12 protein-coding genes are annotated in these 12,875 nt (G+C 39.0%); all 12 read left to right on the forward strand.

The window, feature by feature from the left end:
- Positions 1-31 precede the first annotated feature (31 nt).
- Positions 32-1,303 (forward strand): methyl-accepting chemotaxis protein, encoded by a 1,272-nt coding sequence (locus BK579_RS02785; RefSeq protein WP_078550341.1) that lies wholly within the window; start codon positions 32-34, stop codon positions 1,301-1,303.
- Positions 1,304-1,706: 403 nt separating this feature from the next.
- A complete protein-coding gene (rpiB, locus tag BK579_RS02790; RefSeq protein ID WP_078543422.1) occupies positions 1,707-2,150 on the forward strand; it encodes a ribose 5-phosphate isomerase B in 444 nt (147 codons plus the stop codon).
- Between the two features lie 29 nt (positions 2,151-2,179).
- Positions 2,180-2,752 carry a TIGR01440 family protein gene (locus tag BK579_RS02795; protein ID WP_078543423.1) on the forward strand — a complete coding sequence of 191 codons (573 nt, stop codon included), beginning with the start codon at positions 2,180-2,182 and terminating at the stop codon, positions 2,750-2,752.
- A gap of 167 nt (positions 2,753-2,919) precedes the next feature.
- The gene (locus BK579_RS02800; RefSeq protein ID WP_235848321.1) at positions 2,920-3,276 is read left to right on the forward strand and encodes a sigma-70 family RNA polymerase sigma factor; all 357 of its coding nucleotides are present in this window, start codon (positions 2,920-2,922) and stop codon (positions 3,274-3,276) included.
- A 9-nt stretch (positions 3,277-3,285) separates the two neighbouring features.
- On the forward strand, positions 3,286-3,417 hold the full coding sequence (locus BK579_RS26635) for a hypothetical protein (protein ID WP_268876445.1): 132 nt from the start codon (positions 3,286-3,288) through the stop codon (positions 3,415-3,417).
- Positions 3,418-4,410, forward strand: a complete 993-nt coding sequence (locus BK579_RS02805) for an anti-sigma factor (RefSeq protein ID WP_078543424.1) — start codon at positions 3,418-3,420, stop codon at positions 4,408-4,410.
- A gap of 135 nt (positions 4,411-4,545) precedes the next feature.
- Positions 4,546-5,787 carry a serine hydroxymethyltransferase gene (locus BK579_RS02810; RefSeq protein WP_078543425.1) on the forward strand — a complete coding sequence of 414 codons (1,242 nt, stop codon included), beginning with the start codon at positions 4,546-4,548 and terminating at the stop codon, positions 5,785-5,787.
- Positions 5,788-6,189: 402 nt separating this feature from the next.
- Complete coding sequence (upp, locus tag BK579_RS02815) at positions 6,190-6,819, forward strand: uracil phosphoribosyltransferase (RefSeq protein WP_078543426.1); 630 nt, start codon at positions 6,190-6,192, stop codon at positions 6,817-6,819.
- Positions 6,820-8,915: 2,096 nt separating this feature from the next.
- Positions 8,916-11,159 (forward strand): S8 family serine peptidase, encoded by a 2,244-nt coding sequence (locus BK579_RS02820; RefSeq protein WP_078543427.1) that lies wholly within the window; start codon positions 8,916-8,918, stop codon positions 11,157-11,159.
- Positions 11,160-11,507: 348 nt separating this feature from the next.
- On the forward strand, positions 11,508-11,729 hold the full coding sequence (locus tag BK579_RS02825; RefSeq protein WP_078543428.1) for an AtpZ/AtpI family protein: 222 nt from the start codon (positions 11,508-11,510) through the stop codon (positions 11,727-11,729).
- 3 nt (positions 11,730-11,732) lie between these two features.
- Positions 11,733-12,113: an ATP synthase subunit I gene (locus tag BK579_RS02830; protein ID WP_235848322.1), complete on the forward strand. Its 381-nt coding sequence runs from the start codon at positions 11,733-11,735 to the stop codon at positions 12,111-12,113.
- A 21-nt stretch (positions 12,114-12,134) separates the two neighbouring features.
- Entirely contained in the window at positions 12,135-12,875 is a 741-nt protein-coding gene (gene atpB / locus BK579_RS02835) for a F0F1 ATP synthase subunit A (protein WP_078543429.1), read from the forward strand.

The raw sequence follows: 12,875 nt of genomic DNA on the forward strand, positions 1-12,875 counted from the left end.
TTTGGGGGAGATTGTTTTGAAAAAGAGACAAATGAAATTTGGACTAAGGTTAAAATTAGTAGTATTTGTAACCTTATTGGCAACAGTTACATACTCGACAAGTGCATTTTTCATGTATGTTGTTAGTGATTACACTACAGATTTATTGAATGAATCAACATTTACAATCCTAACTTTAGGACTTGGAGTGTTTTGGTCAGGAGTCTTGGCTTTTGTTGCAGCTGGGTTTGTGACGACGCCATTAAAACATCTTGAACAAGCAGTGAAAAGAGCAGCTGATGGGGAAATTGGTGAAGATGTTGTTCTCTCAAAGTCAAATGATGAAGTTCGTTCATTGGGTCTAGCATTTAACGATATGTTAAGTAGCCTTAGGCTAATGGTTTCGAATATCGAAATGAATTTCACAAGTACGACCACAAAGGTAGCTGAAATTGAACGCGCATCTAAAAGTGCCACAGAACAAGCTGAATTAATGTCCAGTGCGATTGATAGTATTGCCAAAGGTGCAGATCAATCAGCTGCATCTGTACAAGAAACTGCAGAAGCTTTTGAAAATGTAATGAAGATCGCTGAAGATGTTCAAGAAAAGGCCGTACTGTCTGAGCAACAATCGATTACAATGATTGATTCTTTAAAAGAAACAGATCAAATTATTCACTCTCTTATCAAAGGGTTTAATAAACAGGTTGAAAGCAGCTATATTTCGCTAGATGCGGTTAAGAGTTTAGATCAAAAGGCGAAAGAAGTTGAGGACATTATTTCTTTAGTTGGAAATATCGCAAAACAAACAAACTTACTTGCTTTAAATGCAGCAATTGAAGCGGCTCGCGCAGGCGAACATGGAAAAGGCTTTTCAGTGGTAGCAACCGAGGTTAGGTCACTTGCAGATGGCAGTTCTCGAGCAGTAGAAGATATATCAAATCTAATACGTGATATTCAAACCGAGGTAAAAGAAGTAGTAATTCGGATGACTGAGCAGGTTGATATAGGTAATAAGGAAGCTGAAAAAGGGAAAATGACGGATGCTGCAATAAAATCGATGACTGGTTCGGTGTACGAATTTGTGGATTCAGTTAAACAAATTGCTACATTGGCGGATCATCAAATGGATAGCATCCGTGAAACAGCATCATTATCGCAAGAGGTGGCTGCGATCGCAGAAGAAACATCCGCTGGTACAGAAGAGATGTCGGCATCAAGCGTTGAACAAGCCAAAGTGATTCAGAACATCTATGTATTAACAAAAGAATTTACACAACAAGCAGAGCAATTAAAGAAAACGATAGAGCGATTTACTGTTTAAGCTTATTGAATTTTTTTTGGTAATAGGTAGAACCAAGTTAACGAATATCTAGCAAGGTAAATGAAGGTGTTAACTCACCTAGTGTGGAATGAGCGGAGAGCCACTTGACTCCTGCGGGATCCAGTGGTCTCGTGAGACCCCACAGGAGCCCCCTGGCGACGAGGAGGCTCACGGACCGCCCCGCGGAAAGCAAGTGGATTCGCAGCTCATGGAACTCCACTGTCTGCTTATTTCAGAATTGCGGAAGAAAAGCTGCCACTCTACTCATAGTATTTTATAAAAAATTATATAAAAACAAAGTGTACGAAAATAACTCTAAAATAGTAACACCAATAGTCATGTGTATTAAAAGAATGATATTATAAATAATAAATCATATATTCGGTAATGGAGGGCTTTTTTAATGAAAGTTGCAATTGCTTCAGATCATGGTGGTTTAAATATTAGAGAAGAAATAAAGAGTTTAATGACTGAAATGGGAATCGAGTTTGAGGATTTTGGTTGTGACTGTACTACTTCTGTTGATTACCCAGACTATGCAGTGCCTGTAGCAGAAAAAGTCGCAAATGGTGAGTTTGATCGTGGGATTTTAATTTGTGGAACTGGGATCGGGATGAGTATCGCTGCTAATAAGGTGAAAGGCATTCGTTGTGCATTAGTACATGATACTTTTAGTGCACAGGCAACCCGTGAACATAACAATAGCAATGTTCTAGCAATGGGTGAAAGGGTTATTGGAGCTGGTTTAGCAAGAGAGATCGCAAGAGTATGGTTATCAACTGAATTTTTGGCAGGTCGTCATGAAACGCGAATCAATAAGATTAAGGATTATGAAGAGCAGATCTGATTTTTGATTTCTTGAAAGGATGACGTGCAATGAAAAATGAACTTTCAATTTGGAGAGAGCAGTTGAAAACTGTTCTATCTGATTTAAAAGAGCAAGCCTCATTATCGAAGCATCAAATCTTAGTTATAGGGTGTAGTACAAGTGAAGTGATTGGTGAAAAAATCGGCACTTCGGGTACGCAGGAAGTAGCTGAGATGATTTTTAATGAGCTAATTGAACTCCAACAAGAAACAGGTGTGATGCTTGCGTTTCAATGCTGTGAGCATCTTAACCGAGCGTTAGTTGTGGAAAAAGAGGTTGCATTACTAAAAGGGCTTGAGATGGTAACAGTTATACCTGTTCAAACAGCAGGCGGGGCAATGGCCACTTATTCATATAAGCAGATGAAGGATCCGGTTGTTGTTGAATTCATCAAAGCTGATGCCGGGATTGATATTGGTGATACATTTATTGGGATGCACTTAAAACATGTAGCCGTCCCGTTAAGAAGTAAGGTAAAGGCGATTGGACAAGCGCATGTAACAATGGCTAAAACAAGACCGAAATTAATTGGTGGCGAAAGAGCTGTTTATGCTAATCAAGAAGAAAATTTATCATGCTAAAATGAGGACTAAATCGTGATTACGTCACCTTTAGTTCTTTTTTTATGGAGAAATATAGAAAAGATTGCGGAATGGGTGTAACATTTGTAAGTTACATTCGTTGTACTAATGGTTACAAGTAGTGAAGAGAAGGGGAGATCAGTGGAGAAAAGTAACGTAACGAAAAATTGGATGATATTTATCGTCGTTATGCTGAAGCACTATATTACTATTTATATCGTATGTCAGGATCTCCCTCGTTGGCAGAAGAACTAGTTCAAGAAACGTTTTTTCGAGCCACTCTGTCGCTTAGCTTCTATAAATATGAAGAGGTGAAGCCTTGGTTGTTTAAAGTGGCACGAAACACTTATTTAGATGAATGGCGCAAGCGAAAACGGCGGAAGCGGGTTCCATTTTTTGGTAAACCAGAGATGCAAAGTCCCTATGGAAAGCCAGAGGAGGAAACACTCGAAGGAGAAACACGCAAGGAACTAATTGATCTATTAGGTCTGCTTCAAGAGAATTATCGAACCTCATTTATTTGAGGGAGTTTTGTGAATTTACTTATGAAGAGATACAGGGCGATGGATTTAACTGAATCACAAGTGAAGGTGACATTGCACCGTGCAAGAAAAAAGCTTCAACAGCTAGGAATATCAATGAAGGGAGAGGAAGAACTTGACTGAATGGACAAAGGAAAAAGAAAAGAAGGTTTTATGGAAATATCGATTTCTTTTAACTGCAAGAATACTTCGAGTCTTGTTGATTATTGGTGGATTATATTTAATATATATGCTTTTTTAACGATTGGATATAGTGCAACAGATATTCAAAATAAACATAAATTCAATATGAATTTAGCTATTGATTGGACTCAAGGTGGCTTGTATGGTGAATTTTATTTACATCCAGGCGGAGAAATCACACCATTTTTAACGCAAGAGATCTCATTTCCTGTGTATCGAACGGTCGGTAAGGAAGAAAATCCCGTTGCCGTGATGAATATGGAAAAGAGATTATTATCGATGTTCTCGACTAAAGAATTAGATTTTCTGCGACCATCAGACCAAAATAGGTTTACCTATTATTTACCTGAGGATCCACGGACAGGAGAAAAGCTGTATTTTAAGAAAGATGAACAGGTTTGGGTGCCTTTAGAAATGGTTCATGAAGGAACAGTTGCAGAGTTGGCATTTTCAACAGACAGATATTATGAACCAAGGGCCTTACTTGAAATTTTAAGTAAGTATGACATTGATGTATTATGGATGCCTTTATATAGTGGCGAGTTGGATACGATTGAGGATGTTGGATTCAGTATAGCTGGCGGAAGCTTTATGTCTGTTGAAACCTTAGGGTTATCAAAAGGAAGAGAACTTTTAGGTGAAAGTTCGTTTACTGAGATTTGGATTGATAAGGAAACGATTGGTCGAAATCAAGACATGATGCTTCGTAATATGGAAAAACTAATAGAAAACGAGAGCGACTCCTACTTAGATCATTTTCTAGGACTGAGACACCTTGAGCAAAGGCATGAATTTTTGGAGGAAAATGGTTTTAAAGTATACGGTGCTGTTGTCACAGGTCCGGTAAAGGAGCTTTTAAAATTGCAAGAAGAAGAAACATTTCGAGGGATTCAGGTCGGAGAGTTCGATTATTGGAACTGGGAATCAAAATAATTTACATGTAAGCGTAAAGCATTGGGGAAAAAGCGAAAATGTCCCTTTCTCTTAGAAAATGAAAGTGATAAAATGAGAAAGTATTTGAGTTTTTCAAAAAAATAATAGAGTCTTGACATGTGAAGGGGGATTCCAATGAAACATTTATCGCAACAAGATCCATCGGTTTTTGGAGCAATTCAAGATGAGTTAAAAAGACAGAGAACGAAAATTGAACTAATCGCTTCTGAAAACTTTGTTAGTGAAGCAGTTATGGAAGCACAAGGTTCAGTTTTAACGAATAAGTATGCTGAAGGTTATCCAGGTCGTCGTTATTATGGAGGCTGTGAGCATGTTGACGTGGTAGAAGATATCGCGCGTGATCGTGCAAAGGAAATCTTCGGTGCAGAGTATGTTAACGTACAGCCACACTCAGGTGCACAAGCAAATATGGCCGTTTATTTTACCATCTTAGAGCAAGGCGATACAGTGTTAGGAATGAATCTATCACATGGTGGACATTTAACACATGGTAGTCCGGTCAACTTCAGTGGAATTCAATATAATTTCGTAGAGTATGGTGTTGACGAAGTTACACATACAATTAACTATGAAGATGTGTTAGAAAAGGCACGTACACATAAACCAAAGCTAATTGTAGCGGGTGCAAGTGCTTATCCACGTGAAATCGACTTTAAACGTTTCCGTGAAATCGCAGATGAGATTGGAGCTTATTTAATGGTGGATATGGCACATATTGCAGGACTAGTTGCTGCAGGTCTTCATCAAAACCCAGTACCATATGCTGATTTCGTTACAACAACTACCCATAAAACATTACGCGGACCTCGTGGCGGGATGATTTTATGTAAAGAAGAATTTGGTAAGAAAATCGATAAATCAATCTTCCCTGGTATTCAAGGTGGACCATTAATGCACGTGATTTCTGCAAAAGCAGTTGCATTTGGTGAAGCACTTCAGGATGATTTTAAAGTATATGCAAAAAATATCATTGAGAACGCACAAAGACTAGCAGAAGGTCTGAAAAAAGAAGGACTAAAACTAGTTTCAGATGGAACAGACAACCATCTTTTACTAGTAGATGTAAAAGCAATCGGTTTAACTGGAAAGGTTGCTGAGCATGTACTTGATGAGGTTGGTATCACGGTAAATAAAAATACTATTCCATTTGATACAGAAAGTCCATTTGTAACAAGTGGTGTTCGTATAGGAACAGCAGCCGTAACTTCTCGTGGATTTGGTTTAGAGGACATGGATGAAATTGCTTCAATTATTGCATTTACTCTTAAAAACCATGAAAACGAAGAAAGCTTAAAAGAAGCGGCAGCACGTGTTGAAGCACTAACGTCTAAGTTTGTATTATATAAAGAGCTATAAAATAAATGCCAGGCACTGGACTTAACAGTGTTCCTGGTTTTTTTATGGAAAAAACAGTTGAAAGTTTAACACCTAAATGAAAAAGTATTTTCATGGAGAATGAGAATGTTTACTCACTAGTGTGGAATGAGCGAAGAGCCACTTGCCTCCTGCGGGATATAGTGGTCTCGGGAGACCCCGCAGGAGCCCCCAAGGCGACGAGGAGGCTCCCGGACCACCCCGCGGAAAGCAAGTGGATCGCAGCACATGGAACTCCGCTAACTAAATTATTTTCAGGGTAGTCCTAATATAAAAACGATATTTGTTAGAAAAACAACTCAAATATTGTCGATTTGTAGCTTGAATATGTTTGCGTACTTCTGTAAAATCTATTGAAGTGAATAAAAAAGGAGAGTGTCTCAGATGGGCAAGGTATATGTATTTGATCACCCACTTATTCAACATAAGCTTACATACATAAGAGAAAAGACAACAGGCACGAAGGAATTCAGAGAATTAGTAGATGAAGTAGCTAGCTTAATGGCATTTGAAATTACTCGTGACCTACCATTACAAGAGGTTGAAATTGAAACACCTGTTGTTGCAGCAAAATCAAAGGTATTATCAGGAAAGAAAATCGGAATTATCCCAATTTTGCGTGCTGGGCTCGGAATGGTTGACGGGATCTTAAAGCTAATTCCGGCAGCAAAAGTCGGCCACATTGGATTATACCGTGATCCAGAAACACTTCAACCGGTTGAATATTATGTGAAATTACCATCAGATGTAGAAGAGCGTGATTTCATTGTCGTTGACCCAATGTTAGCAACGGGTGGCTCTGCAGCTGAAGCAATTAATTCTCTCAAAAAGCGCGGAGCAAAAAACATTAAATTCATGTGTTTAATTGCGGCACCAGAGGGTGTTGAAGTGATTAAAAAAGAACATCCAGATGTAGACATTTTTATTGCGGCGCTTGACGAAAAACTTAATGATCATGGCTATATCGTTCCAGGTCTTGGTGATGCTGGGGATCGCTTGTTTGGGACAAAATAATAATACAGGAAAGGACCGAATCGATTTGATTTGGTCTTTTTGATTTGTTGGACTACACAGAGAGTGGGCAGACCCTTGGGGTTCGGACAGCTTTGATGGGTTTGGTGTAAAAGCTGTCTGAAGTAGCTTTGGGTTCGGACAGCTTTGATTGTTTTGAAGTAAAAGTTGTCTGAAGTAGCTTCGGGTTCGGACAGCTTTGATTGTTTTGAAGCAAAAGCTGTCTGAAGTAGCTTCGGGTTCGGACAGCTTTGTTGGTTTGTTTGTGAAAGCTGTCTGAAGTAGCCCCGTGTTCGGACAGCTTTGATTGTTTAGAAGTAAAAGCTGTCTGAAGTAGCCTCGAGTTCGGACAGCTTTGATTGGCTAGAAACAAAAGCTGTCTGAAGTAGCCCCGTGTTCGGACAGCTTTGATTGTTTAGAAGTAAAAGCTGTCTGAAGTAGCCCCGTGTTCGGACAGCTTTGATTGTTTAGAAGTAAAAGCTGTCTGAAGTAGCCTCGAGTTCGGACAGCTTTGATTGGCTAGAAACAAAAGCTGTCTGAAGTAGCCTCGAGTTCGGACAGCTTTGATTGTTTAGAAGTAAAAGCTGTCTGAAGTAGCCTCGGGTTCGGACAGCTTTGATTGTTTAGAAGTAAAAGCTGTCTGAAGTAGCCTCGGGTTCGGACAGCTTTGATTGTTTAGAAGTAAAAGCTGTCTGAAGTAGCCCCGGGTTCGGACAGCTTTGATTGTTTAGAAGTAAAAGCTGTCTGAAGTAGCCCCGTGTTCGGACAGCTTTGATTGTTTAGAAGTAAAAGCTGTCTGAAGTAGCCTCGAGTTCGGACAGCTTTGATTGTTTAGAAGTAAAAGCTGTCTGAAGTAGCCTCGAGTTCGGACAGCTTTGATTGTTTAGAGGTAAAAGCTGTCTGAAGTAGCTTAGGGTTCGGACAGCACTGTTAGTTTGTTTGTGAAAGCTGTCTGAAGTAGCTTAGGGTTCGGACAGGTTTGATTGTTTAGAAGTAAAAGCTGTCTGAAGTAGCCTCGAGTTCGGACAGCTTTGATTGTTTAGAAGTAAAAGCTGTCTGAAGTAGCTTAGGGTTCGGACAGCTTTGATTGTTTAGAAGTAAAAGCTGTCTGAAGTAGCCCCGTGTTCGGACAGCTTTGATTGTTTAGAAGTAAAAGCTGTCTGAAGTAGCCTCGAGTTCGGACAGCTTTGATTGTTTAGAAGTAAAAGCTGTCTGAAGTAGCCTCGAGTTCGGACAGCTTTGATTGTTTAGAGGTAAAAGCTGTCTGAAGTAGCCTCGAGTTCGGCCAGCTTTGATTGTTTAGAAGTAAAAGCTGTCTGAAGTAGCCTCGAGTTCGGACAGCTTTGATTGTTTAGAAGTAAAAGCTGTCTGAAGTAGCCTCGAGTTCGGACAGCTTTGATTGTTTAGAAGTAAAAGCTGTCTGAAGTAGCCTCGAGTTCGGACAGCTTTGATTGTTTAGAAGTAAAAGCTGTCTGAAGTAGCCTCGAGTTCGGACAGCTTTGATTGTTTAGAGGTAAAAGCTGTCTGAAGTAGCCTCGAGTTCGGACAGCTTTGATTGTTTAGAAGTAAAAGCTGTCTGAAGTAGCTTCGGGTTCGGACAGCTTTGATTGTTTAGAAGCAAAAGCTGTCTGAAGTAGCTTCAGGTTCGGACAGCTTTGATTGTTTAGAAGTAAAAGCTGTCTGAAGTAGCTTCGGGTTCGGACAGCTTTGATTGTTTAGAAGTAAAAGTTGTCTGAAGTAGCCTCGAGTTCGGACAGCTTTGATTGGCTAGAAACAAAAGCTGTCTGAAGTAGCCCCGAGTTCGGACAGCTTTGATTGTTTAGAAGTAAAAGCTGTCTGAAGTAGCTTCGGGTTCGGACAGCTTTGATTGTTTAGAAGCAAAAGTTGTCTGAAGTAGCCCCGTGTTCGGACAGCTTTGATTGTTTAGAAGCAAAAGCTGTCTGTCTGAAGTAGCCTCGAGTTCGGACAGCTTTAATTGCTTTCAAACAAGCGACACATCCCCACAAACCAAACGAACTTTCCAAAACCCATACTGTTCTTCCATATCTCTCATATATTTTAAATTTATGTGAAAGACTACAGGAAAGGGAGGAGATAAGTTGAAGAAAATACTATTGCTCTTTTTATGTAGTTTTCTTTTTATAAATACACAAACATTCGCAGCAAACGGCAGTGCTCATACGTATCCGAATCGACCTGAACTGCCTATTGAATCTGAGGATGAGGTCATTACATCAGTGATTGTGACAAAACCTAGTGCTTATGAAGAGATTTTAGGTAAAGTAAAATCAGATTCAAGCTTGACTGTCACTCATATATATAAGTATGTATTTGAGGGATTCTCAGTAAAAGGGAAAAGGAAGGATATTAAAGAGTTAAAAAAAGACAAAGGCATCCTTCATACCTCTCAAGTAGCCACATATAAAGCCTCTCTTGATGAAAGTGTTCCCTTTATTGGTGGAGACGCAATTAGAGGTTATTTTGACCCTGACGATCAACGATTAACTGGCGAAGGTATTAAGGTTGGAGTAATCGATACTGGAATTGATTATAATCACCCTGATTTAAAGGCTAATTATCATGGGGGTTATGATATCGTTGATGGTGATGATGATCCGATGGAGACAAAGGGTTCATCACGGGACCAGACAATCCATGGTACCCATGTGGCTGGAATCATTGCGGCGAATGGAAAGATAAAAGGAGTTGCCCCCGGTGCAGAAGTGATTGCCTACCGCGCGCTTGGGCCAGGTGGGGTAGGAACTTCTGAACAGGTCATAGCTGCAATTGATAAAGCAATTGAAGATAAAGTTGATATTATCAACTTATCTCTAGGGAATAATGTCAATGGACCGGATTGGCCGACAAGCTTAGCTTTAAATAAAGCGACAGAAAAGGGAATTATTGCTGTTACTTCGAGTGGAAACTCCGGCCCAGAGGTATGGACGGTGGGATCGCCAGGAACTTCATCAAAAGCGATTTCGGTAGGAGCATCCACACCACCTCTAAAAATACCTACCATCTCTATTGGTTTTGAAGACAAAGAAATTGATGTTGCTGAAATGCAAGGCTCGATCCCATGGAATATGGATAAGGACTATCCGCTAGTTTTTGCGGGGTTAGGTTATAAAAAAGACTTTAATGAAGATATGAAGGGTAAAATTGTTTTACTAGAACGAGGAACAATTACTTTCACAGAAAAAGCATTAAACGCTCAAAGCAATGGTGCAAAAGGAGTCTTAATTTTTAATAATGTTGATGGGGAATTTGCTGGAGCACTTGAAATGGCTTTAGATATCCCTGTAGCATCACTTCCGAAAAAAGAGGGATTATGGTTAAAAAAGCAGCTGAAAAAGAGAAATAAGATGGTAAAGACCACCTATCATCATATTCAAGATACGATTGCTTCATTTAGTTCAAGAGGCCCTGTGACAAATACGTGGGAAATTAAACCGGATGTGGTTGCGCCCGGGGTAGCAATTAAGAGTACTGCTCCTAAAGGGTATGTAGAACTTCAGGGGACAAGCATGGCCGCACCACATGTTGCAGGTGCATGTGCATTAATCAAACAAGCACACCCTGATTGGACACCAGAACAAGTGAAGGCATCACTCATGAATACAGCAAAGCTCCTTGAGAATGAGAAAGATGAACTATATAAGCCATATGAACAAGGTGCTGGAAGGATTCAGGTAATTGAAGCGATTAATGCTGAAACACTTGTATACCCTAGTACATTAACGTTTGGTATGTTTGAAAAGGAAGATAATCGGACGAAAAAAGACTTAACGATTACGGTCGATAATCAGTCAATGCATGATAAGCATTATTCGTTTAATATTCCCAAGAACGAAAAAGGCTTTCAATGGGATATTCCTACTTCATTTACTTTAAAGCCAAATGAAAAAAGAAAAGTGACGATTTCCGTTGATATTACACCGAGCGTGATTGGTCCAGGACTTAAGAGTGGTCACATTTATTTAAATGAAGGACACAAAAAAGTACATCTTCCTTACATGATTGTAATTGAGGAACCAGATTATCCAAGGGTTATGGCTTTTCAATTTGGGTCAGCAGAGGACAAAGATACGTTTCAATATCAATTATATCTCCCAAGAGGGGCAGAAGAATATGGAATTGCCCTCTACGATCCTGACTCATTACGCTTTATAGCTTTTCTAGATTGGAAAAGAGATGTTCCTAGAGGCTTAATTGAGCGACAAATTTCAGCCTCTAAATTAGGACTTAAAGGAGTCTATAAAGCAATTGTATTTGCTAAAAAATCAGGAAAAGAAGATACAATTGATTCTGACATATTAATTGACGAAATAGGATCGGATTAACTTTCTATTTATGACAAAAAAGCGTTCCGTTGTGACAAATGTCGCTTGCGGAACGCTATAATGTGAACAATTTGTGAACACCTAAAATTGGAAATTGTTCGCTATGAGGTTTATTATATGTAGACAGTGCAAATTAAGCCTTTTATGATAGGGTTATTGATACTAATTATTCAGTTAAAATGGTATAATTGCTTTGTTATTTTTTCACTTTAAACACATTGACATTAAAAGATGCCTATTGTATGCTTACAAAGGGTATGATGATAAGGTTTTCAAGAGTGTTTTCTGGCTATTTAGTGAACTTTAGTGAAACTTCATTTTCTACTTGGAAAAAGGAGGCATTTCCTTATGCGTCCTGAGTCAAAACATCCCTTTCGAGCGATGGCATTAATGTCTGCCATTACATCTCAATTAGTAGGTTCAATCTTAGTCGGAATCTTCCTCGGAAGATGGCTTGATCGAGTCGTTGATACCGAACCACTATTTTTAATTTTAGGCCTTCTTTTAGGATTATCAGCTGGTGTCTATGGAACACTAAGCTCTGTCCAAAAATTCAATTCAGGAGATTAAAACATGCAACAAGACGATGGCACAATGCTTAAACGACATAGAAAATATATTTTTTACTTTCTAGCTGTGTTTGTCTTAGGATGGGGATTTACTACATACCAACCTGCATTTTTAGGCCTAATCATCGGAGCGGCAGCAAGTTACTATAATCATTTATTGCTGTATCGCAAAGTAAATAAGTTTAGTGAAGCAGTTGTTAAAGGTAAAAAGGTGTATTCATTAGGAACAATATCAAGAATGACTATAGCTGGACTAGCTGTCTTCATCTCGCTGAAATTTCCTGAGTACATCAATGTGTATTTTGTCATGTTGGGATTAATGACTTCCTATATCGTCATTTTCATAGATTTTATAATTCAATCCAAACTAAAAACAAATGTATAACGGGGAAGAGAGGTGATATAGTTGGAACATCATGCTCCTACGTTTGAATGGTTAGGACTAACGTTCAATTCGTCAAATATCCTAATGTCTATTATTGCTGCTACTGTTGTATTTATTACCGCAGTTCTATTAACCAGAAATATTTCAATAAAACCTACTGGTGGTCAAAATGTATTGGAATGGGTTATGGATTTCGTTAAAAATATTATAGGTAGCACAATGGATTGGAAAACAGGAAGGTTATTCCTACCTCTAGGAATAACACTTATAATGTATGTATTTGTCTCAAATATGCTAGGACTACCATTTGCAATTATCTTGGGCGAGGAACATACGTTATGGTGGAAATCACCTACTGCTGATCCAGTTATCACATTAACATTAGCAGCGATGGTTGTAGCATTATCACACTATTATGGCGTGAAGCTACTAGGGCCAAAGGAATATATTAAGGGTTTCTTTAAACCAATGAAATTCTTGTTTCCTTTAAAAGTAATTGAGGAATTCTCAAACACTTTAACATTAGGCCTACGTCTTTACGGTAATATCTATGCAGGGGAAATTTTACTTGCTTTGTTGGCAGGACTAGCTGTCAACGGTTATGAAACGGGAATTTTTTCCGGAGTAATAGGAACAATAGTCGCTATCATCCCAATGATGATATGGCAAGCATTTAGTATTTTTGTTGGTTCAATACAAGCGTTTATCTTCACTATGTTAACAATGGTTTATATGGCGCACAAAGTGAGTCACGACCATTAA

The sequence above is a fragment of the Litchfieldia alkalitelluris genome, from assembly GCF_002019645.1.
Lineage (GTDB): Bacteria > Bacillota > Bacilli > Bacillales > Bacillaceae_L > Litchfieldia > Litchfieldia alkalitelluris.